General features: G+C 70.3%; 16 protein-coding genes. 11 read left to right on the top strand and 5 right to left on the bottom strand.

Features of this window, described 5'->3' with window-relative positions:
• Positions 1-274 precede the first annotated feature (274 nt).
• Together sucD and sucC are read right to left on the bottom strand one after the other, a co-directional pair.
• Complete coding sequence (sucD, locus tag AB0I54_RS06500; RefSeq protein WP_363294768.1) at positions 275-1,174, bottom strand: succinate--CoA ligase subunit alpha; 900 nt, start codon at positions 1,172-1,174, stop codon at positions 275-277.
• An 11-nt stretch (positions 1,175-1,185) separates the two neighbouring features.
• Positions 1,186-2,316 (bottom strand): ADP-forming succinate--CoA ligase subunit beta, encoded by a 1,131-nt coding sequence (gene sucC / locus AB0I54_RS06495; protein ID WP_363294767.1) that lies wholly within the window; start codon positions 2,314-2,316, stop codon positions 1,186-1,188.
• 144 nt (positions 2,317-2,460) lie between these two features.
• Between sucC and AB0I54_RS06490 the strand changes: the two genes are divergently transcribed.
• The 5 genes from AB0I54_RS06490 to AB0I54_RS06470 all read left to right on the top strand — a co-directional run bounded on the left by AB0I54_RS06490 (position 2,461) and on the right by AB0I54_RS06470 (position 10,447).
• The gene (locus tag AB0I54_RS06490; protein WP_363294766.1) at positions 2,461-4,158 is read left to right on the top strand and encodes a thiamine pyrophosphate-binding protein; all 1,698 of its coding nucleotides are present in this window, start codon (positions 2,461-2,463) and stop codon (positions 4,156-4,158) included.
• An 11-nt stretch (positions 4,159-4,169) separates the two neighbouring features.
• Positions 4,170-5,402: a formyl-CoA transferase gene (frc, locus tag AB0I54_RS06485; RefSeq protein ID WP_363294765.1), complete on the top strand. Its 1,233-nt coding sequence runs from the start codon at positions 4,170-4,172 to the stop codon at positions 5,400-5,402.
• A 4-nt stretch (positions 5,403-5,406) separates the two neighbouring features.
• Complete coding sequence (locus AB0I54_RS06480; RefSeq protein ID WP_363294987.1) at positions 5,407-7,551, top strand: acetate--CoA ligase family protein; 2,145 nt, start codon at positions 5,407-5,409, stop codon at positions 7,549-7,551.
• Between the two features lie 123 nt (positions 7,552-7,674).
• Complete coding sequence (locus AB0I54_RS06475) at positions 7,675-9,063, top strand: OFA family MFS transporter (RefSeq protein ID WP_363294764.1); 1,389 nt, start codon at positions 7,675-7,677, stop codon at positions 9,061-9,063.
• 1 nt (position 9,064) lies between these two features.
• Entirely contained in the window at positions 9,065-10,447 is a 1,383-nt protein-coding gene (locus AB0I54_RS06470) for an OFA family MFS transporter (protein ID WP_363294763.1), read from the top strand.
• A 627-nt stretch (positions 10,448-11,074) separates the two neighbouring features.
• Here the strand turns inward: AB0I54_RS06470 and AB0I54_RS06465 are convergent.
• Together AB0I54_RS06465 and AB0I54_RS06460 are read right to left on the bottom strand one after the other, a co-directional pair.
• On the bottom strand, positions 11,075-11,752 hold the full coding sequence (locus AB0I54_RS06465) for a GntR family transcriptional regulator (RefSeq protein ID WP_363294762.1): 678 nt from the start codon (positions 11,750-11,752) through the stop codon (positions 11,075-11,077).
• Between the two features lie 151 nt (positions 11,753-11,903).
• Positions 11,904-12,851, bottom strand: a complete 948-nt coding sequence (locus AB0I54_RS06460) for a beta-ketoacyl-ACP synthase III (RefSeq protein ID WP_363294761.1) — start codon at positions 12,849-12,851, stop codon at positions 11,904-11,906.
• 278 nt (positions 12,852-13,129) lie between these two features.
• Here AB0I54_RS06460 and AB0I54_RS06455 point away from each other — a divergent pair, with 278 nt between their 5' ends.
• From AB0I54_RS06455 to fdhD, 5 genes are read left to right on the top strand one after another with little or no spacing between them, the layout of a single operon-like run.
• Complete coding sequence (locus AB0I54_RS06455) at positions 13,130-14,101, top strand: 2-dehydropantoate 2-reductase (protein WP_363294760.1); 972 nt, start codon at positions 13,130-13,132, stop codon at positions 14,099-14,101.
• The gene (locus AB0I54_RS06450) at positions 14,098-16,017 is read left to right on the top strand and encodes a molybdopterin-dependent oxidoreductase (RefSeq protein ID WP_363294759.1); all 1,920 of its coding nucleotides are present in this window, start codon (positions 14,098-14,100) and stop codon (positions 16,015-16,017) included. The genes AB0I54_RS06455 and AB0I54_RS06450 overlap by 4 nt, the downstream gene beginning before the upstream one ends.
• A gap of 4 nt (positions 16,018-16,021) precedes the next feature.
• A complete protein-coding gene (locus AB0I54_RS06445; RefSeq protein WP_363294758.1) occupies positions 16,022-17,845 on the top strand; it encodes an NAD(P)H-dependent oxidoreductase subunit E in 1,824 nt (607 codons plus the stop codon).
• On the top strand, positions 17,842-18,702 hold the full coding sequence (locus AB0I54_RS06440) for a 2Fe-2S iron-sulfur cluster-binding protein (protein ID WP_363294757.1): 861 nt from the start codon (positions 17,842-17,844) through the stop codon (positions 18,700-18,702). The genes AB0I54_RS06445 and AB0I54_RS06440 overlap by 4 nt, the downstream gene beginning before the upstream one ends.
• Positions 18,703-18,709: 7 nt before the next feature.
• A complete protein-coding gene (gene fdhD / locus AB0I54_RS06435) occupies positions 18,710-19,558 on the top strand; it encodes a formate dehydrogenase accessory sulfurtransferase FdhD (protein ID WP_363294756.1) in 849 nt (282 codons plus the stop codon).
• Between the two features lie 258 nt (positions 19,559-19,816).
• Here fdhD and AB0I54_RS06430 read toward each other — a convergent pair whose 3' ends face one another.
• Positions 19,817-20,347: an isochorismatase family protein gene (locus AB0I54_RS06430; protein ID WP_363294755.1), complete on the bottom strand. Its 531-nt coding sequence runs from the start codon at positions 20,345-20,347 to the stop codon at positions 19,817-19,819.
• A gap of 255 nt (positions 20,348-20,602) precedes the next feature.
• On the opposite strand from AB0I54_RS06430, the gene AB0I54_RS06425 reads away from it, so the two are divergent.
• Positions 20,603-22,477: a sialidase family protein gene (locus tag AB0I54_RS06425; RefSeq protein WP_363294754.1), complete on the top strand. Its 1,875-nt coding sequence runs from the start codon at positions 20,603-20,605 to the stop codon at positions 22,475-22,477.
• The last annotated feature ends 5 nt before the right edge of the window (positions 22,478-22,482 follow it).

Genomic DNA, 22,482 nt, shown 5'->3' with positions numbered 1-22,482 from the left:
CTCGGGCGGGGAGACACGGGCTCGCGCGGGGGGACACGGACTCCGGCGGGGGCGGGAGGCCGCGTCCGGGACGCGCTCTTGGCCGTAGGGGAACATCGTGACCGGTCGCTCGGTGGTCGGGAACATGGCGACCGGTCACTTGGTGGCCGGGAACATGGCGACCGGTCACTTGGTGGCCGGGAACATGGCGACCGGTCACTTGGTGGCCGGGCTCGTCGCGGCTGCACTGCCGACCGGGCTCATAGCGGGCGGGCGGCCCTGCCGTGGTCCCGAGTCAGTCCCGGGTGCTGTCTCTCCGGGTTTCCAGGATCTCCAGTACCAGTCGTGCCGTTTCCGTGGGTGTCCCGCCCACCCGTACCCCGGCCGCCTCCAGTGACTGCTTCTTCGCAGCCGCCGTGCCCTTCGAACCCGACACGATCGCGCCCGCGTGCCCCATCGTCCTGCCCTCGGGCGCGGTGAACCCGGCGATGTAGCCGACGACGGGCTTGGTCACGTGCTCGCGGACGTACGCCGCCGCGCGTTCCTCCGCGTCTCCGCCGATCTCCCCGATGAGGACGATCAGCTCGGTGTCGGGGTCGTCCTGGAAGGCGGTCAGGCAGTCGATGTGGGTGGTGCCGACGACGGGGTCACCGCCGATTCCGACACACGTGGAGAAGCCGATGTCACGCAGTTCGTACATGAGTTGGTAGGTCAGCGTGCCCGACTTGGACACCAGGCCGATCCGGCCGGGCTTGGTGATGTCGGCGGGGATGATGCCCGCGTTGGACTGGCCGGGGGTGATCAGACCGGGGCAGTTGGGGCCGATGATCCGGGTGCCCTTCGACCGTGCGTACGTGGTGAAGGCGACGGAGTCATGGACGGGGATGCCCTCCGTGATGACGACGGCGAGGCCGATGCCGGCGTCGGCGGCCTCGGTCACGGCCGCCTTGGCGAAGGCGGGCGGGACGAAGACGACGGTGACGTCCGCGCCGGTCGCCTCGATGCCCTCGCGGACCGACCCGAAGACCGGGACGGCACGGTCGTCGAAGTCGACGGTGCGGCCGGCCTTGCGCGGGTTGACGCCGCCGACGACGTCCGTTCCGGCCGCGAGCATCCGGCGGGTGTGCTTCGTGCCCTCGCCGCCGGTCATGCCCTGGACGAGGACCTTGCTCTCCTTGGTGAGGTAGATCGCCATGTGCCGGCTCCTCAGGCTGTGTGGGCGAGTCGGGCGGCCTGGCGGGCGGCGTCGTCCATCGTGGTGGCCTGCTGGACCAGCGGGTGCGCCCGGACGTCGAGGATCGCGCGGCCCGCCGCCGCGTTGTTGCCGTCGAGGCGTACGACCAGCGGCTTGGTCAGCCGTACGGTGTCCAGGGCCCGGACGATGCCCTCGGCGACCGCGTCGCAGGCGGTGATCCCGCCGAAGACATTGACGAGGACCGACTTCACAGCCGGGTCGGAGAGGATCAACGCCAGCCCGTCGGCCATGATCTGCGCGGACGCGCCGCCGCCGATGTCCAGGAAATTGGCCGGGCGGGCGCCGCGGCCGGCGACCACGTCGAGGGTCGACATGACCAGCCCGGCGCCGTTGCCGATGATGCCGACCTCGCCGTCGAGCTTGACGTAGTTGAGACCGCGGGCGGCGGCCACGGCCTCCAGTGGGTCATGGTGATCCGTGTCTTCGGCACCCCAACGGGCTTGTCGGAAGCGGGCGTTGTCGTCGAGGGTGACCTTGCCGTCGAGGGCGAGTAGCTGGCCCTGGCGGGTGCGGACGAGGGGGTTGACCTCGACCAGCAGGGCGTCCTCGCGGACCAGCACCTGCCACAGCCGTACGAGGACGTCGACGGCCTGCGGCGGGAGCCCTGCCGCCTCGGCGATCTCGGTCGCCTTGGCCGAGGTGACTCCCCGGGCCGGGTCGACGGGGACCCGGGCCACGGCCTCGGGCCTGCTCGCCGCCACCTCCTCTATCTCCATGCCGCCCTGCGCGGAGGCGATGGCGAGGAAACGGCCGGCGGTGCGGTCGAGCACGTAGGAGACGTAGAACTCGGTCTCGATGTCGACGGGTTGGGCCAGCATCACCTTGCGGACCGGGTGTCCCTTGATGTCCGTGCCGAGCATCCGGCGCGCCGTCAGCTCGGCCGCTGCCGGGTCGGCGGCGAGTTTCACTCCGCCCGCCCTGCCCCGGCCGCCGGTCTTCACCTGCGCCTTGACGACGGCCTGGCCGCCGAGCCTGCGGGCGATCTCACGGGCCTCCTTGGGCGAGTCCGTGACCTGGGCACGCGGCACCAGGATGCCGTGTTCTTCGAGGAGTTCCCTTGCCTGGTGTTCGTACAGGTCCAAATCCGGCTCCTGTCTTGAAAGTGTCGCACGCCCCCTGGACACCACCCACCGGATGCGGGATAACAAGCTTCATACAGTATTCGTCGACTGTATGCAATGTACCAAGAGAGCGTTCCAACCCCTACGAAGGGACAGGACTTCGCCATGCCCGACGACACCCAGGACGTGATTTCCGGTGGTCATCTCGTTGCCAAGGCGCTGAAGGCCGAGGGGGTCGACCGCATCTACACGCTGTGCGGCGGCCACATCATCGACATCTACGACGGCTGCGTCGACGAGGGCATCGAGGTCGTCGACGTACGCCACGAGCAGGTCGCCGCCCACGCCGCCGACGGCTACGCCCGCATCACCGGCAAACCCGGCTGCGCGGTCGTCACCGCCGGCCCGGGGACCACCGACGCCGTCACCGGTGTCGCCAACGCCTTCCGCGCGGAGTCGCCGATGCTCCTCATCGGCGGCCAAGGAGCCCTGACCCAGCACAAGATGGGGTCCCTCCAGGACCTGCCGCACGTCGACATGATGACGCCGATCACCAAGTTCGCGGCCACCGTGCCGGACACGGCGCGCGCGGCCGACATGGTGTCGATGGCGTTCCGCGAGTGCTACCACGGCGCGCCCGGCCCCTCCTTCCTGGAGATACCGCGCGACGTCCTCGACGCCAAGGTGCCGACGGCGAACGCGCGGGTGCCGAGGCCCGGCGCCTACCGCGCCTCCACCCGCTCGGCCGGCGACCCCGAGGCGATCGAGAGGCTCGCCGACCTCCTCGTCCACGCCGAGAAGCCCGCGATCCTGCTGGGCAGCCAGGTCTGGACGACCCGGGGCACGGCAGCGGCCATCGACCTCGTACGCACCCTCAACGTCCCGGTGTACATGAACGGCGCGGGACGCGGCACCCTGCCGCCCGGCGACCCCCACCACTTCCAGCTCTCCCGCCGCTACGCCTTCTCCCACGCCGACGTCATCGTCATCGTCGGCACGCCCTTCGACTTCCGCATGGGCTACGGCAAACGGCTCTCCCCCGAGGCGACCGTCGTGCAGATCGACCTCGACTACCGGACCGTCGGCAAGAACCGGGACATCGACCTCGGGATCGTGGGCGACGCCGGCCTGGTGCTGAAGTCGGTGACCGAAGCCGCCTCCGGGCACGCTTTCCACGGACACGGCAACGGCGGCGCGTCGAAACGCAAGGAGTGGCTCGACGAACTGCGCGCCGCCGAGCAGACCGCGATCGAGAAGCGGCTGCCGAGCCTGAAGTCGGACGCCTCCCCCATCCATCCGTACCGTCTCGTCAGCGAGATCAACGACTTCCTCACCGAGGACTCGATCTACATCGGCGACGGCGGCGACATCGTCACCTTCTCCGGGCAGGTCGTCCAGCCCAAGTCGCCCGGCCACTGGATGGACCCGGGCCCGCTGGGCACCCTCGGCGTCGGCGTGCCCTTCGTGCTCGCGGCCAAGCAGGCGCGGCCCGACAAGGAAGTGGTGGCCCTCTTCGGCGACGGCGCGTTCTCCCTCACCGGCTGGGACTTCGAGACCCTCGTCCGCTACGACCTCCCCTTCGTCGGCATCGTCGGCAACAACTCCTCCATGAACCAGATCCGCTACGGCCAGGCCGCCAAGTACGGCACCGAGCGCGAGCGGGTCGGCAACACCCTCGGCGACGTCCACTACGACAAGTTCGCGCAGATGCTGGGCGGCTACGGCGAGGAGGTCCGCGACCCCGCCGACATCGGCCCCGCGCTGCGGCGCGCCCGCGAGTCGGGAAAGCCCTCGCTGATCAACGTCTGGGTCGACCCGGACGCGTACGCCCCCGGAACCATGAACCAGACCATGTACAAGTGAGGTGAACGCCCATGACCGCCAGGGCACTTGAGGGCATTCGCGTCCTCGACATGACCCATGTCCAGTCCGGCCCCTCCGCGACCCAGCTGCTCGCCTGGCTCGGCGCCGACGTCGTCAAGCTGGAGGCGCCGACCGGTGACATCACACGGAAGCAGTTGCGCGACCTCCCTGAAGTCGACTCCCTCTACTTCACGATGCTCAACTGCAACAAGCGCAGCATCACCCTCAACACCAAGACCGAGCGCGGCAAGGAGATCCTCACCGAGCTGATCCGGCGCTCGGACGTCATGGTCGAGAACTTCGGACCGGGCGCGATCGACCGGATGGGGTTCACCTGGGACCGCATCAAGGAGATCAATCCGCAGATCGTCTATGCCTCCATCAAGGGGTTCGGGGACGGCCCGTACACCGCTTTCAAGGCGTACGAGGTCGTCGCGCAGGCCATGGGCGGGTCGATGTCGACCACCGGCTTCGAGGACGGACCGCCGCTGGCGACGGGGGCCCAGATCGGGGACTCGGGGACGGGTGTGCACGCCGTGGCGGGGATTCTCGCGGCCTTGTTCCAGCGCGAGAAAACCGGGCGTGGGCAGCGGGTCAACGTGGCCATGCAGCACGCTGTACTCAACCTGTGCCGGGTGAAGCTGCGGGACCAGCAGCGCCTGGCACACGGGCCGCTCGCTGAATATCCCAACGACGACTTCGGCGCGGAGGTTCCCCGCTCCGGAAACGCGTCCGGCGGCGGCCAGCCCGGCTGGGCGGTCAAGTGCGCGCCGGGCGGCCCGAACGACTACGTCTACGTCATCGTGCAGCCCGTCGGCTGGCGGCCGATCACCGAGCTGATCGGCCGGCCCGAGCTGGCCGACGACCCCGAATGGGCGACACCGCAGGCCCGGCTGCCCCGGCTGAACAAGATGTTCCAGCTGATCGAGGAATGGTCCTCGACGCTGCCCAAGTGGGAGGTGCTGGACAGGCTCAACGCCCACAACATCCCCTGCGGGCCGATCCTGTCCACCAAGGAGATCATCGAGGACGAGTCGCTCATCGCCAACGAGATGGTCGTCCGCGTACCGCATCCCGAGCGCGGCGAGTTCGTGACCGTCGGCAGCCCGCTCAAGCTCTCCGACTCCCCCGTCGAGGTGACCGGTTCCCCGCTGCTCGGCGAGCACAACGAAGAGGTCTACGTCGGCGAGCTCGGCCTCGGCGACGAGGAACTGCGCCTGCTCAAGTCGAACGGAGTGATCTGACGTGATGGCCGAAGACCGGGTGCAAAGGGTGCGGTCGCTCCTCGACTCCGTGCGCGCCCGGGGACGTACCGCGCTGACCGCGCCCGAGGGCAAGGTGATCGCCGACGCGTACGGGATCGCCGTACCCGGCGAGGAACTGGCGACGGACGTCGACGAGGCGGTGGCGTACGCGGCACGGTTCGGCGGGCCCGTGGTGATGAAGATCGTCTCCCCGGACATCCTGCACAAGACCGACGCCGGAGGGGTGATGGTCGGTGTCGAGGGCGCGGCGGACGTACGGGCGGCCTTCCACCGGATCGTCGAGAACGCGCGCGCGTACGACCCCGAGGCCCGTATCGAGGGCGTCCAGGTGCAGGAGTTGCTGCCGCGGGGCCAGGAGGTCATCGTCGGCGCGGTGACCGACCCGACGTTCGGGAAAGTCGTGGCCTTCGGCCTCGGCGGGGTGCTGGTCGAGGTGCTGAAGGACGTCACCTTCCGGCTCGCGCCCGTCGACGGCGACGAGGCGCTGTCCATGCTGGACTCCATCGGGGCGGCGGAGGTGCTGCGCGGGGTGCGCGGTGCGCCGGGCGTGGACCGGTGGGCGGTCGCCGAGCAGATCAGGCGGGTGTCCCAACTGGTCGCCGACTTCCCGGAGATCGCCGAGGTGGACCTCAATCCGGTGATCGCCACCGAGCAGGGCGCGGTCGCGGCCGACATCCGGGTGATCCTCGCCGAGAGGCAGCCGCCGCCCCGCAGGAAGTACACCCGCGAGGAGATCCTCACCTCGATGCGGCGGCTGATGCAGCCCGCCTCCGTCGCCGTCATCGGCGCCTCGAACGAGCAGGGCAAGATCGGCAACTCGGTGATGCGCAACCTCGTGGACGGCGGCTTCGCCGGGGAGATCCACCCGGTGAACCCCAAGGCCGATGACATTCTTGGCCGCAAGGCGTACAAGAGTGTCACGGACGTTCCCGGTGAGGTGGATGTGGCGGTCTTCGCGATACCCGCCAGGTTCGTGGCCGCGGCGCTGGAGGAGGTGGGGCGCAAGAAGATCCCCAACGCCGTGCTCATCCCCTCCGGGTTCGCCGAGACCGGCGAGCATCAACTGCAGGACGAGATCGTGGCGATCGCCGAGCGGCACGGCGTGCGCCTGCTCGGTCCGAACATCTACGGCTACTACTCCACCTGGCAGGACCTGTGCGCCACGTTCTGCACGCCGTACGACGTCAAGGGCGGTGTGGCGCTGACCTCGCAGTCCGGCGGCATCGGGATGGCGATCCTGGGCTTCGCCCGCACCACGAAGACGGGCGTGTCGGCGATCGTCGGCCTCGGCAACAAGTCGGACCTGGACGAGGACGACCTGCTGACCTGGTTCGGGGAGGACCCGCACACCGAGTGCATCGCGATGCACCTGGAGGACCTCAAGGACGGGCGGGCCTTCGTGGAGGCGGCACGAAGGACCGTGCCCAGGAAGCCCGTTGTGGTGCTGAAGGCGGGCCGCACCGCGGCCGGCGCGAAGGCCGCGGGCTCCCACACCGGCGCCCTGGCCGGCGACGACGCCGTGTACGACGACATCCTCCGGCAGGCGGGCGTCATCCGGGCCCCGGGGCTGAACGACATGCTGGAGTACGCGCGCGCGTTGCCGGTGCTCCCGGCCCCGAAGGGTGACAACGTCGTGATCATCACCGGCGCCGGGGGCAGCGGTGTGCTGCTGTCCGACGCGGTGACCGACAACGGCCTGTCCCTGATGGAGATCCCACCGGACCTGGACGAGTCCTTCCGCCGGTTCATCCCGCCCTTCGGTGCCGCGGGCAACCCGGTCGACATCACCGGCGGCGAGCCCCCGTCGACCTACGAGGCGACGATCCGGCTGGGCCTGGCGGACCCGCGTATCCACGCGCTGGTCCTCGGCTACTGGCACACCATCGTCACTCCTCCCATGGTCTTCGCCGAGCTCACCGCCCGTGTGGTGGCGGAGTTCCGGGAGCGCGGCATCGAGAAGCCCGTGGTGGCGTCGCTCGCGGGTGACGTCGAGGTCGAGGAGGCGTGCCAGTACCTCTACGAGCGGGGGGTGGTGGCGTACCCGTACACCACCGAGAAGCCGGTGGCCGTGCTCGGCGCCAAGTACCGCTGGGCGCGGGCGGCGGGACTGTTGGGGGGCGGTTCATGAGGTGAGTGAGTGCGGGGCCGGCCGACGGTGCGCGTCGGCCGGCCCCGGGACCCGTGCGCGCACGAAAGGCATTGGACAGGGGGCGCTGGCCAGAACTTTCGACGCAAGGGGTGCAGAACAGTCATGACAACAACCGACTTTTCAAGGTCCGTCCCGTACAGGGAGGTGACGGACCGAGGCGGCCGCGTGTACCGGATCGGCGAGAGCGATGTCGACCTCATGGGCCGTAGGCGCAGCTGGATGGTGGTCCTGCCCTGGGTGGGCATGATGGGCATCAGCTCCGCCGAGTACGCGTTCACCTCGGCGGAGGACACACTCCACGAAGCGCATCTGTGGAGCAGCGGACACATCTTCTGGCTGATGGGCGTCTGGGTGTTCTTCCAGGCGGCCGTGGCCTTCCCGGCCGGGCAGCTGCGGGAGAGCGGACGGCTCCCCGCCCGTACGGCCATGCTGATCGGAGCGCTCGGCACGCTGCTGGGTTATCTGGCGCTGGCCTTCGCACCGAACGTGCTCGTCGCCTATCTCGGCTTCGGTGTGTGCAGCGGCATCGGCGCCGGACTCGTCTACGCGACGTGCGTGAACATGGTCGGCAAGTGGTATCCGGAGCGCAAGGGCGGCAAGACGGGCTTCGTCAACGGCGGTTTCGCGTACGGGTCCGTGCCGTTCGTCTTCCTGTTCACCTCCGTGCTCGACCTGAGCAACTACCGGGTGGTGCTCAGCGCGGTGGGCGTCGGGCTGTGCCTGGTGGTGGCCGCGGCGGGCTGGTTCTTCCGGGACCCGCCGAAGAACTGGTGGCCCGCGCACATCGACCCGCTGAAGGCGGCCGACGACCCGAGGATCCGGCGGGCGCTGGCGAAGAACCCGCCGGCGGTCAGGCAGTACACCCCGAGGGAGGCGGCCCGTACGCCCGTCCTGTGGATGATGTGGTTCTGTCTGCTGTGCACGGCCGGCATCAATATCTTCGGCATCGCCTTCCAGGTGCCGTTCGGCAAGGACATGGGGTTCGCGGGCGGGATCGTGGCCACGGCGATGTCCCTGAAGGCCATCGTCAACGGCACCGGGCGGGGCGTCATCGGCTGGATCTCCGACCGCTACGGGCGCCGCAACACGCTGATCATCGTGTGCCTCGTGCTCGGCACCGCCCAGTTCGGGGTGCTGGTGTCGGGCCAGATGGGCAGCATGCCGTTCTTCCTGTTCTGCTCCATGGTCTCCGGCTTCGGCGGCGGCGCGATCTTCCCGCTGTTCGCGGCCATGACGGCGGACTACTTCGGCGAGAACAACAACGCCGCCAACTACGGCCTGGTGTACAGCTCGAAGCTGATCTCGGGCCTGGTCGGCTCCGGTCTGGGCGCGGTCGTCGTCGGTGAGTGGGACTACCACGGCGCGTTCGTCCTCGCCGGCTGCATCGGTCTGGCCTCCGCGGTTCTTGCTCTCTTCCTGAAGGCGCCGGGCAGGCCGAACGCCCGGCGCATCGTCCCCAACCCGCACCCGCTCGGCGAGGAGATGGCGTGACATGACGGCAGACCCCATGGCCACCGGCAGCACCACCGGCGCGGAGCATCGTCCTTATCGCGAAGTGACGGACGCGCACGGTCGCGTGTACCGCGTCGGCGAGACCGACCGGGACATCCTCGGCCACTCACGCAAGTTCATGGTCTACCTGCCGTGGATCGCGATGATGGGCATCAGCGTCTTCGAGTACGCGTACGGCTCCGCGGAGGACACCCTGTCCCATGCGCACGGCTGGACGCAGAGCAACACCTTCTGGATCCTCAGCGTCTGGGTGTTCTTCCAGGCAGGCGTGGCCTTCCCGGCGGGCTGGCTGCGGGAGCGGGGGATCCTGAGCGCGCGGGGGGCGATGTACGCCGGTTCCGCGATGTGTCTGGTCGGCTTCCTCGCCCTGTCGCATCTGAGCAATGTGTGGCTCGCCATCCTCGGCTTCGGCGTGGTCGGCGGGCTCGGATCGGGTCTGGTCTACGCGACCTGCATCAACATGGTCGGCAAGTGGTTCCCCGAACGGCGGGGCGCGCGCACCGGTTTCGTCAACGGCGGCTTCGCCTACGGTTCGCTGCCCTTCATCTTCATCTTCAACTATGCCTTCGACACGACGAACTACCACCGGGTCCTGGACCTCATCGGCTGCTACGTCATGATCGTGGTGTTCGTCTCCGCGGTCTTCTTCAAGGACCCGCCGAAGAACTGGTGGCCCGCGGACATCGACCCGCTGACGTTCTCCGGCGACGCCGGGAAGGCGCGCAGCCTCGCCAAGAATCCTCCCGCGGTACGGCAGTTCACGCCCCGCGAGGCGATCCGCACCGGCATGCTCCCGCTGATGTGGATCTCCATCGTGATGACCGCGGGTGTGTCGATCTTCGGGATCTCCTTCCAGGTCGACTTCGCCAAGGACGTGGGCTTCGGCCCATTGGTGGCGGCCTCGTCGATGGGCGTCATGGCGGTCATCAACGGCGTCGGCCGCGGGTTCGTGGGCTGGCTGTCCGACCGGTTCGGACGCAAGTCGACGCTGGTGTTCGTCATCGTGGTGCTGGGTCTTGCCCAGTTCGGGGTGATCTGGGCGGGCGACGTGAGGAGCGAGTGGCTGTTCCTGTTCTTCGCGTTCCTCTCCGGCTTCGGCGGCGGCGCGTTCTACCCGCTGTTCGCGGCACTGACCCCGGACTACTTCGGCGAGAACTTCAACGCCACCAACTACGGCCTGGTGTACAGCGGCAAACTGGTCAGCGGCCTGTTCGGCGGCGGCCTGGGCTCGATGGTGGTCGGCGCATGGGGCTACGACGGCGCATACGCCCTGGCCGGCTGCGTCTCGATGCTCGCGGCGGCAATAGCCCTGCTCCTACGCCAACCGGGCAGAAGCCCCGAGGCAATGCCAACGGCAACCTGACCGCAACGCACGCCAACTCTCGCTGGTCTGCTGCTTGTTGGGGGCAGACCAGCGGTGCCGTACTGGAGGTGCAGAAGCCCTTAGACCCTGCCGTAGGGCCGGGCCGGCACCTCGTCGGGGCGAGGTCCCGGCTGCGCGAGGATGCGCAGGACGAAGCACGTACGCGCCGGCCGGCTGCGTCTCGCTGCTCGCGGCGGCGGATAGTCCTGCGCCGCGGCAACCGGGCCGAGCCCCCGAGGCAACGCCAACGGCGACCTGACCGCAACGCACGCCAACTCTCGCTGGTCTGCTGCTTGTTGGGGGCAGACCAGCGGTGCCGTACTGGAGGTGCAGAAGCCCTTAGACCCTGCCGTCGGGCCGGGCCGGCACCTCGTCGGGGCGAGGTGCCGGCTGCGCGAGGATGCGCAGGGCGGAGCACGTACGCGCCGGCCGGCTGCGTCTCCCTTCTCGCGGCGGCAGATGGTCCTGCGCCGTGGCAACCGGGCCGAGCCCCCGAGGCAACGCCAACGTCGACCTGACCGCAACCCACGCCAACTCCCGCTGGTCCGCCCCAGGTTGGCTGGGGGCGGATCAGCGGCGCCGGCGGCGCTGGCGGGAGGTGCCGCGCCGTTTCTCCTCCGTCGGTGCTCAGGGCTCGGCGCGGTCGTGATATGAGCGTCGGGTGTGTTCCGTGTGTTCGCGCATGAGGTCCGTGGCTTGCTGTTCGTTGCGCGCGGCGATCGCGGCGATGAGGGCGCGGTGCTCGATCCAGGACTGGTGGCCGCGCTGGCGGGCCACCGGTGTGTAGTACCAGCGGACGCGGCGGTCCACCTGGCCGGCGAGTTCGGCGAGGACCGCGTTGCCCGCCAGGTCCATGATCTTGGCGTGGAAGCGGGCGTTCAGGGCGACGGCGGCGTCCACGTCGTCGGCGGCCACGGCCTTCTCGCCCTCGGCGCACAGCTCCTCCAGCGCCCCGATTCCGGCGCTGCCCGCGTTCGCGGCGGCCAGCCGGGCCGCCTCGGCCTCCAGGAGCGTACGGACCGTGAGGAGCTGGTCGGCCTCCTCCTCGGTCGGCTCGTGCACGAACGCTCCCTGGGCGGGCCGCAGATCGACCCAGCCCTCCGTGTTGAGCCGCTGCAGCGCCTCCCGCACGGGTTGCCGGGAGACGCCCAGGTGCCCGGCGAGCTCGCTCTCCACCAGGTGCTGGCCGGGCTGCAGCGCGCGGGTGGTGATGAGTTCGAGCAAGGCCTCGTAGACACGGTCGCGCAGCGGGCCGGGCCGTTCGAGCTTGGGCACCGCACCCTGCGGCAGTCCGGGCGACAACATTCGCGCTCCCCCTCCTCGACAGGGCCGGAAGCCCAGTATCGATTGTCTTTCGTCTACAGTCTACGGCGCACAAACGCCACGAAGAGGGGGAGTTGGGCGCATCACACCGCGGACGGGGCGCGCGGCGGCGCCCACCCGCCCGCGCGGCCCCTCACGGGCACCGTACGACCTGACCGGCGTACGACAGGTTGCCGCCGAAGCCGAACAGCAGCACTGGGTCGCCGGCACGGATCGCGCCCTGCTCGACGAGCTTGGACAGCGCGAGCGGGATGCTGGCGGCGGAGGTGTTGCCCGAATCGGCGACATCACGCGCGACGACGGCGTTGACGGCGCCGATCTTCTCGGCGAGGGGCTCGATGATGCGCAGGTTGGCCTGGTGCAGCACGACCGCGGCGAGATCCTCCGGTGCGATGCCGGCCTTCTCGCAGGCGCGGCGCGCGATGGGCGGCAGCTGGGTGGTGGCCCAGCGGTAGACGCTCTGCCCCTCCTGCGCGAACCGCGGCGGGGTGCCCTCGATCCGCACGGCGTGCCCCATCTCCGGCACCGACCCCCACAGCACGGGCCCGATCCCGGGCTCCTCCCCCGGCCCGCACGCCTCCACTACGGCGGCCCCCGCCCCGTCGCCGACGAGGACGCAGGTGGTGCGGTCGCTCCAGTCGGTCACCTCGGACATCTTGTCGGCGCCGATCACGAGCGCGCGGGTAGCGGCACCCGCGCGGAGGGTGTGGTCGGCGGTGGCCAGCGCGTGCGTGAACCCGGCACAGACGACGTTCACGTCCATCGCGGCGGGCTGCGGAATGCCGAGCCGGGCCGCGACGCGGGCCGCGGTGTTCGGCGAACGGTCGATCGCGGTGGAGGTGGCGACGAGCACCAGGTCGATGTCGCCCGGCGTCAGCCCCGCCGCCGCGAGCGCCTTGGCGGCGGCGTACGCGGCGAGCTCGTCCACGGGCTCGGCGGGCCCCGCGATGTGCCGGGTCCGGATGCCCACCCGGCTGCGGATCCATGCGTCACTCGTGTCGACCATGCCCGCCAGGTCCTCGTTGGTGAGTACCTTGGCGGGCTGATAATGGCCGACTGCGGTGATGCGCGAGCCGTTCATCTGGGGCTCCCCCTCGTTGCCGTTGGTTGCGGGACGCACCAGTCTTGTCAGTGACTCACGGGTACGACGGCAGGCGAAGCCACAGGATTCGGGCGCCCTCGTTGTCGGCTTCCATCAGACCTTCGGACGTCCGACCATCCCCCTCGGCAGGTGCCGGATCCCTGCGCAGGCGCCGGAACCAGGCACCGGAAGCGCGAATGCGCGGACCCTTGTCGCGCCACCTTCCATACTGTAGACAATATTTCGTCGACAGGATTCGAGCCGAACGGAGCGTTTCCGTGAAAGTCGCAGTCCTCGGCGCCGGTGCGATCGGCGCCTACGTCGGTGCCGCGCTCCACCGCGCGGGCGCCGATGTGCATCTCATCGCCCGTGGACCGCACCTCGCGGCCATGAGGCGGCACGGAGTGCGGGTGCTCAGCCCGCGCGGCGACTTCACCGCGCGCGCCCACGCCACCGACGACCCGGCCGAGATCGGCCCGGTCGACTATGTCTTCCTGGGCCTGAAGGCCAACTCGTACGCGGCGTGCGGGCCGCTGATCGAGCCGCTGCTGCACGACACCACGTCGGTGGTCGCGGCCCAGAACGGCATCCCCTGGTGGTACTTCCACCGGCACGGCGGCCCCTACGACGGCCACCGGGTCGAGAGCGTGGACCCGGGCGGCGCGGTCAGCGCGGTGCTGGCGCCCGAACGGGCCGTCGGCTGTGTCGTCTACGCGGCGACGGAGCTCGAAGGACCGGGCGTCGTACGGCACTTGGAAGGCACCCGGTTCTCGATCGGCGAGCCCGGCCGCGACATCTCGCCCCGCTGTCTGGCCTTCGGCGAGGCCATGCGTTCGGGCGGCCTGAAGTGCCCGGTCGAGCCGGATCTGCGCAACGACATCTGGCTCAAGCTGCTCGGCAACATCTCCTTCAACCCGATCAGCGCGCTGGCCCGCGCGACCATGCGGCAGATGTGTCTGCACGGCGGCACCCGCCGGGTCATCGAGACCATGATGCGCGAGACGCTCGCCGTCGCCGAGGCCCTCGGCTGCGAGATCGGCGTGTCCATCGAGCGGCGGCTGGCGGGCGCGGAACGCGTCGGCGACCACCGCACCTCCACGCTCCAGGACCTGGAGCGCGGCAAGCCGCTGGAACTCGACGTGCTGCTCGCGGCCGTCGTCGAACTGGCGGAGATCACCGGCGTGGAGGTGCCCACCCTGCGCACCGTCCACGCCATCTCGGACCTGCTCGCGCTGAGGAGCGCCGCATGAGCAAGCGTGCACCGAAGACCTACACCCGGCTCACCCACCCGCTGGTGCGGGACTCTCGCGACGAGCCCTTCCGGCGGGCGGACTGGGACGAGGCCCTGGACCGGGCCGCCCGCGGACTGGAACGCGCGCGCGGCTCGTTCGGGATGTTCTCCTGCGCCCGCGCCACCAACGAGATGAACTACGTGGCACAGAAGTTCGCCCGGGTAGTGATGGGCACCAACAACGTCGACTCCTGCAACCGCACCTGCCACGCGCCCAGCGTCGCCGGTCTGTCGGCCGCGTTCGGCTCGGGCGGCGGGACGTCGTCGTACGAGGAGATCGAGCACACCGACGTCATCGTGATGTGGGGCTCCAACGCCCGCTTCGCGCACCCGATCTTCTTCCAGCACGTGCTGAAGGGCATCCGCAACGGCGCCCGGATGTACGCGGTCGACCCACGACGGACCTCCACCGCCGAGTGGGCGGAGAGCTGGCTCGGCCTGAACGTCGGCACGGACATCCCGATGGCCCACGCGATCGGCCGCGAGATCATCCACGCGGGGCTCGCCAACGAGGCGTTCATCGAGCGCGCCACCACCGGATTCGAGGAGTACAAGGCACTCGTCGAACCGTGGACGCCGTCGCTCGCCGAGAAGGTGACGGGCGTACCGGCCGCCGCCATAAGGGAGTTGGCGCACGCCTACGCCCGTGCCGAACGCGCCCAGCTGTGCTGGACCCTCGGCATCACCGAGCACCACAACGGCACCGACAACGTCCGCGCGCTGATCAACCTGTGCCTGCTGACCGGCCACGTCGGCCGGTACGGCTCCGGACTGCAGCCCCTGCGCGGCCAGAACAACGTGCAGGGCGGCGGCGACATGGGCGCGATCCCCAACCGCCTGCCCGGCTTCCAGGACATCCTCGACCCCGGCACCCGCCTGAAATTCGAGACCGCCTGGGACACCGTGATCCAGCCGCACTACGGGCTGAACCTCACGGAGATGTTCGAGGCGATGGAGGAGGGCTCGCTCAAGGCCGTCTACTGCATCGGCGAGAACCCGGCGCAGTCGGAGGCGGACAGCGATCGGGCGGTACGCCGGCTGCGGGCCCTCGACTTCCTGGTCGTGCAGGACATCTTCCTGACGAAGACGGCCGAACTCGCGGACGTGGTGCTGCCCGCGACCGCCGGCTGGGCGGAGACGGAGGGCACGACCACCAACAGCGAGCGCCGGGTGCAGCGCGTACGGCGGGCCGTGACCCCGCCCGGCGAGGCGCGCGAGGACATCGACATCATCTGTGAGCTGGCGGCCCGGCTCGGACACGAGTGGAAGTACGCGGATGCCGAGGCCGTCTGGAACGAGCTGAGGTCCCTGTCGCCGGACCACTACGGGATGACGTACGCACGCCTGGCGGAACACCAGGGCATCCAGTGGCCCTGCCCGAGCACCGAAGGGCTCGAACCGACCTATCTGCACGGCCGGTTGTGGGAGAAGGAACCGGCGCGACGCGGCAGGCGGGCACCCTTCGGGATCGTCCGGCACGACCCGCCCGTCGACCTCACCGACGAGGAGTACCCCATCCGGCTGACGACCGGGCGGCGGCTCGACTCGTACAACACCGGGGTGCAGAGCGGCGGTTTCGCCTCCCCGCTGCGGCGCGGCGAGTACGTCGAGCTGAGCCCCGAGGACGCCGAGCGGTACGGGGTCGTCGTCGGCGAGGAGGTCGCGGTGACCTCGCGGCGCGGATCGGTGGTGGCACCGGTGTGGATCGACACGGCGCTCAGGCCCGGGCTCGCCTTCATGACCATGCACTTTCCCGACGAGGTGGACACCAACCGGCTGACGATCGAGGCCAATTGCCCGATCGCGGGCACGGCGGAGTTCAAGGCCTCGGCGATCCGGATCGAGAAGCTCCCGGTTGCGACCTACGTGAGGTGACGGCGTGGACCTGCACTTCGGCGACAGCAAACCGACGGACGAGGAACGCGCCGCCGTCGACGCCCTGTTGGGGCCACCGGAGTCCTCCTGGGAGGGCGCCGACCGCAGCGACGCCGACCTGAGGTGGGCACGCGGCGGGCGCTCCGCCCGGGACCGGCGCGACCTGCTGCTGCCGGGGCTGCACGCGCTCAACGACCGGATCGGCTGGATCAGCGAGGGCGCCCTCGGCCATCTGTGCCGGAGGCTGACGGTGGCGCCGGCGGAGGCGTACGGGGTCGCCACCTTCTACGCGATGTTCTCGCTGCGGCCCCGGCCGGCGACCGTGCTCCACGTCTGCACGGACCTGGCCTGCACGGTCGCGGGGGCGGACGGGCTGTGCTCCGGCGTCGAGTCCCGGCTGGGTCCCGGCAGCGGGGTGAGCGTCGAGCGCAGCCCCTGTCTCGGCCTGTGCGAGCGGGCTCCGGCCGCGCTCGTGATCAGGGCCGGGGACCCGGTGCGTACGGCCGTCTCGGCACCGGCCACCGTCGAGGCGGCCGTACACGCGGCGAGCGCGCCCGACTCGGCGCCCGGGGAACCGCCCGCCGCACGGGCGGTCCCGCAGGCGGGCGACCCGTCGCTGGTCCTGCTGCGCCGCGTGGGTGTCGTCGACCCGTCCTCGCTGGACGACTACCGCGCCCACGGCGGCTACAGCGCCCTGCGCCGCGCCTTCGAACTCGGCCCGGCCGGAGTCATCCGGGAGATCACCGACTCCGGCCTGGCCGGGCGTGGCGGCGCCGCCTTCCCCACCGGCCGCAAGTGGCAGGCCACGGCGTCACAGCCCGATCACCCCCACTATCTGGTGTGCAACGCCGACGAGTCCGAGCCGGGCACCTTCAAGGACCGCGTGCTCATGGAGGGCGACCCGTACGCGCTCGTGGAGGCGATGACGATCGCGGCGTACGCGACCGGCGCGCACACCGGATACCTCTATCTGCGCGGCGAATACCCGCGGGCGATGCGCCGGGTGCGGCACGCCGTCGAACAGGCACGGGCCCGCGGTCTGCTGGGCGACGACGTCCTCGGCCAGGGCTATGCCTTCGACATCGAGATCCGGCGGGGAGCGGGGGCGTACATCTGCGGCGAGGAGACGGCCCTGTTCAACTCGATCGAGGGGTATCGCGGCGAGCCGCGGGCCAAGCCTCCGTTCCCGGTGGAGAAGGGCCTGTTCGGCAGGCCGACGGTCGAGAACAACGTCGAGACGCTGGTCAACGTCCTGCCGATCCTGACCATGGGCGCACAGGCGTACGCGGCGATCGGCACGAGGACGTCCACCGGCCCCAAGCTGTACTGCGTGTCGGGCAGCGTCGAGCGGCCCGGTGTCTACGAGCTGCCGTTCGGTGCCACGCTCGGCGAGCTGCTCGCCCTGGCGGGGGTGCGTCCGGGGCTGCGGGCGGTGCTGCTGGGCGGCGCGGCCGGTGGCTTCGTACGTCCCGACGAAATGGACGTCCCGCTCACCTTCGAGGGCACGCGGGAGGCGGGCACCACGCTCGGCTCGGGGGTCGTGATGGCCTTCGACGACACGGTTCCGCTGCCCCGGCTCCTGGTGCGCATCGCCGAGTTCTTCCGCGACGAGTCCTGCGGCCAGTGCGTGCCCTGCCGGGTCGGCACGGTCCGCCAGGAGGAGGCGCTGCACCGGCTCGCGCAACGCTCGGGAGCCGCCGCGGCCGATGACCTCACCGTGCTCAGAGAGGTCGGCCGCGCCATGCGGGACGCCTCCATCTGCGGTCTGGGACAGACCGCCTGGAATGCCGTGGAATCCGCCGTCGACCGTCTGGGGGCATACGAATGACCGCGATACCGCTGGGTGCGCCGCGCCGGCTGGTCGAGTTCACCCTCGACGGGCAGGAGGCGAGGGTGCCGGAGGGCTCGACGATCCTCGACGCCTGCCGGGCCGCCGGGAAGGACGTCCCGACGCTGTGCCAGGGGGACACCCTCAGGCCCAGGAACGCCTGCCGTGTCTGTGTCGTCGAGGTGGAGGGGTCCAGGACCCTGGTCCCGGCCTGCTCCCGCGGGGCCGAGCCCGGCATGGAGGTCCGCACCGGCACCGAGCGGGTCCGGCACAGCCGCAGGATCGTGCTGGAGCTCCTCGCCTCCTCGGTGGACCTGTCGACGACGCCCCGGGCCGCCGAGTGGATCAAGGAGTACGCGGCGAAGCCGGACCGCTTCGGCCCGGACTCGGCCCGTCTCGACGAGGAACCCAGGATCGACAACGATCTGTATGTGCGCGACTACGACAAGTGCATCCTCTGCTACAAGTGCGTGGACGCCTGCGGCGACCAGTGGCAGAACACCTTCGCGATCTCCGTCGCCGGCCGTGGCTTCGACGCCCGTATCGCCGTCGAGCACGACGCGCCACTGACCGACTCGGCCTGTGTGTACTGCGGCAACTGCATCGAGGTGTGCCCGACGGGGGCGCTGTCGTTCAAATCGGAGTTCGACATGCGCGCGGCGGGTACCTGGGACGAGTCGAAGCAGTCCGCGACGACCACGGTGTGCGCGTACTGCGGGGTGGGCTGCAACCTCACCCTCCATGTGCAGGAGAATGAGATCGTGAAGGTCACCTCGCCGCACGACAACCCGGTGACCCACGGCAATCTCTGCATCAAGGGCCGATTCGGCTACCAGCACGTACAGAACCGGGGCTGATCAGGACATGGGACGAGTCACGGAACGACGCAAGGTGATCCGCATCAGGGACGGCGCCGTCTCCACCCGCCCGGACACGCTCGTCGCCGAGGAGCCGCTGGAGATCCGCCTCAACGGCAAGCCCCTCGCGATCACCATGCGCACACCGGGCGACGACTTCGCGCTGGCCGCCGGCTTCCTGGTGAGCGAGGGCGTACTGGCGGCCGCGTCCGATCTGCAGAACATCGTGTACTGCGCGGGCGCGACGGTCGACGGCTCCAACACCTACAACGTGGTGGACGTACGGACCGCGCCGGACGTCGTCATTCCCGACATCACGCTGGAGCGGAACGTCTACACCACCTCGTCGTGCGGCCTGTGCGGCAAGGCGAGCCTCGACGCGGTCCGTACGACGGCGCGCTGGCCCATCTCCGACACGCCCCCCGTCCGCATCGAGCCCACCCTGCTCGCAAGCCTTCCCGACCGGCTGCGGGAGTCCCAGCGGGTGTTCGACCGGACCGGTGGACTGCATGCGGCGGCCCTGTTCACCGAGGACGGGGAGCTGCTCGACATACGGGAGGACGTGGGCCGGCACAACGCGGTCGACAAGCTGGTCGGCCGCGCCCTGCAGAACGGCGACCTGCCCCTGTCCCGCACCATCCTGTTGGTGTCGGGCCGGGCCTCCTTCGAGCTGGCGCAGAAGGCCGTGATGGCGGGCATCCCGGTGCTGGCCGCGGTCTCGGCCCCGTCCTCCCTGGCGGTGGACCTGGCCGCCGAGACCGGCCTGACCCTGGTGGGCTTCCTGCGGGGCAGCTCCATGAACGTGTACGCGGGTGAACACCGGCTTGCCCTGAAGGCCGCGGCCGCCCAGGCCTGACCGGCCCCCCGCGACACGGCGGCGGGCCCCCGCCGGCGGGGAGCGCCCCCTGCGCCGGCGGGGCTGCTGCATTTTTTGCTCGGTCGCCTGCGGGGCGCCCAAGCCGGTGTTGAGCGGCCGATCGTGCTCAGCCCTTCGGGCCTCCGCGCGTTCGACCGCTCAACACCGGCGCGCCCCTTCGGCTCCCTCGGGCCGGCGCGTTGGGAAGCGTGGCGTTGGTGGGCCCTCACCGTTTGTTTGTGTGGGCTCGTTGGCTGGTCAGGGGGTGTTAAAGCGCATCGCTCCCGGCGAAGACACCACCGAACCCAGGCGTGGGAAGTCCAGGCGCACCGATGCCTCGTGTTCCGGTGTGGTGAACGCTGCCATGGCCTTCTCCACGAAGACCAAGTCGTAGCCAAGGTCGTGCGCTGCCCGGGCGGTGGACTCGACGCCCAGGTTGGTGGCGATGCCGCCGAACACCAGTGTGGTGATGCCACGTTGCCGCAGACCCGCGTCGAGGTCCGTGCCCTGGAAGGCGCCGATCGTCCGCTTCACGATCTCCAGGTCGCCGTCCCGCAGCAGTCCGGCGACCAGTCCGCTGCCGGGCGGCTGCTCGGCGACCGCAGGCCGTTCGACACGAATGAGCACGACGAGTGCCCCGGCCGAACGGAAGGCGTCCGCCAACTCCTCGGCAACGCTGAGGACTTCGGTGCCTTTACGAGGCTCCAAGGGCAGCGCGACGATGCGGTCCATCAGATCGACGAGGACGAGTGCGGTGCGCGCCGGATCGAGCGCCAGGGGTGCGGTCATGACGGAACGTTAGCCGCCATCAGCCGTCCGTACCGGAAATCCGGATCAACAGTCCCATGAACTGGTCACGTTCGGCGGAAGACAGCGGGGCGAACGGCGCCCCCGCACCGCGAAGTGGCTGCACGCTCCTTGTGAGGCGCCCGAGGCCCCAACTACCGTCGATGAAGTGCACATCGGACGTCGGATGTCCGAATGTCCCGATGACCGGATGACTCATGTCCCTATGCCTCCGACGCATGAAGGGCAGGTCGCACCATGCCGTCAAGAGTCCGCGCACGACTGAGAGCCACCCTGGCCGCCGCCTTCGCGGCGGCCGCGCTGTCGGTGCTGGCGAATCCGGCGCACGCCGCCCAACCGGCCGCCGACACCCCCGACTTCGAGCAGCAGATCCTCTTCAAGGCGTCGCAGGACCCCGGCTACGCCTGCTTCCGCATCCCGGCCGTCGTGCGGACCACCGACGGCACGCTCCTCGCGTTCGCCGAGGGCCGCGTCCTCAACTGCGGTGACGCGGCCGACATCGACATCGTGGTGAAGCGCTCCACCGACGGCGGGCGCACCTGGGGCCCGCTGCGGGTGGTCAACGAGGGCGCCGGCGACACCCATGGCAACCCGGCGCCGATCGTGGACCGCGAGACCGGCCGCATCCTGCTGGCCGAGACGTACAACACGGGCCGTACGGACGCCGCCAGCTGCTCCGTCCCCTGTGATCGCACCCCGCATCTGCAGTACAGCGACGACGACGGACTGACCTGGTCGAAGCCGCGCGATCTGAGCCCCGAGATCCTGCCCGCGGACTGGAACTCCTGGTATGCGACCGGCCCGGTGCACGGCCTCCAGCTCACCCGTGGCAAGGACGTCGGCCGGCTGGTCTTCGGCGTCAACACCGAGACCTGGGACGGCAGCCGGGTCACCGCGAATCACGGGGCGCTGATCGTCAGCGACGACGGCGGCGACCACTGGCGGATCGGGGCCACCGACACCTGGCCCATCGCCGAGGACCGCACCTTCCGGCAGAAGCCGTCCGAACTGACCCTCACCGAGCGCGTCGACGGCTCCCTCCTGGTCAGCGGGCGCGAACAGGACGGCACCGACCTCGGCCATCGCACCCAGACCGTGAGCCGCGACGGCGGCGACAGCTTCGTCGCCCCCTTCCGCGACCTCCCCGACCTCTACACCCCGCAGGTCCAGGGCTCGACCCTGCGTCTGGGCAACCGCATCCTGCTGGCCTGCCCCGGCGACCCCGACCGCCGCCGGACCATGATGATCCGCTCCTCCTACGACGGCGGCCGCACCTGGGACAGCGTGGACCGCGGCACGGTCGTCACCACGGACCAGTCCGGCTACTCCGACATGGCGCGCATCGACCACGACACCGTGGGGCTGATGTACGAGGGCGGGGCGGTCGACGCGCGCGACGAGATCCGCTTCGCCCGCTTCACCGAGGACTGGCTCCAGCCGCGTCGTGGGCCCGACCCGACCACCGCCGACCGCGCCCGGCACGCCCCGGGGGCGGCCGTCCTCGGCGGCGCCGAGGAGACCGACGGAGTGGCGGGCGGTGCCCTGAAGTTCGACGGCGTGGACGACGCCGTACGTCTGCCGTACCACGACGAACTCCCGCTCGGCACCAAGGACTTCACCGCGTCGCTGTGGTTCCGGTACTCGGCCGCCACCGGTGAGCAGCCGATGCTGTGGATGGGTGGCATCGGCTCCACGCAGCCGCAGGTGTGGTTGCGCGGCGAACCGGACAGCAACCGGGTGCGGGCCCTGATGACCGTACGCGAGGGCGCGTCGACCGTGCGCACGGCGTCGCTGTGGACCACCGGGGCGTACAACGACGACCAGTGGCACCATCTGGCACTGCGCCGGGGTGGAGGACGGCTGTCGCTTTTCCTCGACGGTGTGCAGTCGTCCGTCGCCGATGTGGCGGGCTCGGTGAGCCGCAACTCGCCGTTCGGTGTGCACATCGGCCAGCGCATGGACAGCCGGGCCTTCTTCACCGGGGCCATCGACGACGTCCGCGTCTGGGACCGCGCGCTGAGCGACGACGAGCTGTCCGACCCGCAGGTGCTCCGGTCGGTGAAGGACACCGTGCTGTGGCTGCCCATGGACCATGTGAGCGGCGGCCACTAACGTCC

This window comes from Streptomyces sp. NPDC050625 (genome assembly GCF_040654755.1).
GTDB lineage: Bacteria > Actinomycetota > Actinomycetes > Streptomycetales > Streptomycetaceae > Streptomyces.
This window is presented reverse-complemented; position numbering and strand designations above follow the sequence as displayed.

Excerpts from the sequence above, each read along its gene's own strand:
- AB0I54_RS06460 (WP_363294761.1), bottom strand. The coding sequence starts at position 12,851 with ATGAACGGCTCGCGCATCACCGCAGTCGGCCATTATCAGCCCGCCAAG.
- fdhD (WP_363294756.1), top strand. The coding sequence starts at position 18,710 with ATGGGACGAGTCACGGAACGACGCAAGGTGATCCGCATCAGGGACGGC.
- AB0I54_RS06450 (WP_363294759.1), top strand. The coding sequence starts at position 14,098 with ATGAGCAAGCGTGCACCGAAGACCTACACCCGGCTCACCCACCCGCTG.
- AB0I54_RS06465 (WP_363294762.1), bottom strand. The coding sequence starts at position 11,752 with ATGTTGTCGCCCGGACTGCCGCAGGGTGCGGTGCCCAAGCTCGAACGG.
- AB0I54_RS06475 (WP_363294764.1), top strand. The coding sequence starts at position 7,675 with ATGACAACAACCGACTTTTCAAGGTCCGTCCCGTACAGGGAGGTGACG.
- AB0I54_RS06490 (WP_363294766.1), top strand. The coding sequence starts at position 2,461 with ATGCCCGACGACACCCAGGACGTGATTTCCGGTGGTCATCTCGTTGCC.
- sucD (WP_363294768.1), bottom strand. The coding sequence starts at position 1,174 with ATGGCGATCTACCTCACCAAGGAGAGCAAGGTCCTCGTCCAGGGCATG.
- AB0I54_RS06425 (WP_363294754.1), top strand. The coding sequence starts at position 20,603 with ATGCCGTCAAGAGTCCGCGCACGACTGAGAGCCACCCTGGCCGCCGCC.
- AB0I54_RS06480 (WP_363294987.1), top strand. The coding sequence starts at position 5,407 with ATGGCCGAAGACCGGGTGCAAAGGGTGCGGTCGCTCCTCGACTCCGTG.
- AB0I54_RS06440 (WP_363294757.1), top strand. The coding sequence starts at position 17,842 with ATGACCGCGATACCGCTGGGTGCGCCGCGCCGGCTGGTCGAGTTCACC.
- frc (WP_363294765.1), top strand. The coding sequence starts at position 4,170 with ATGACCGCCAGGGCACTTGAGGGCATTCGCGTCCTCGACATGACCCAT.
- AB0I54_RS06470 (WP_363294763.1), top strand. The coding sequence starts at position 9,065 with ATGACGGCAGACCCCATGGCCACCGGCAGCACCACCGGCGCGGAGCAT.
- AB0I54_RS06430 (WP_363294755.1), bottom strand. The coding sequence starts at position 20,347 with ATGACCGCACCCCTGGCGCTCGATCCGGCGCGCACCGCACTCGTCCTC.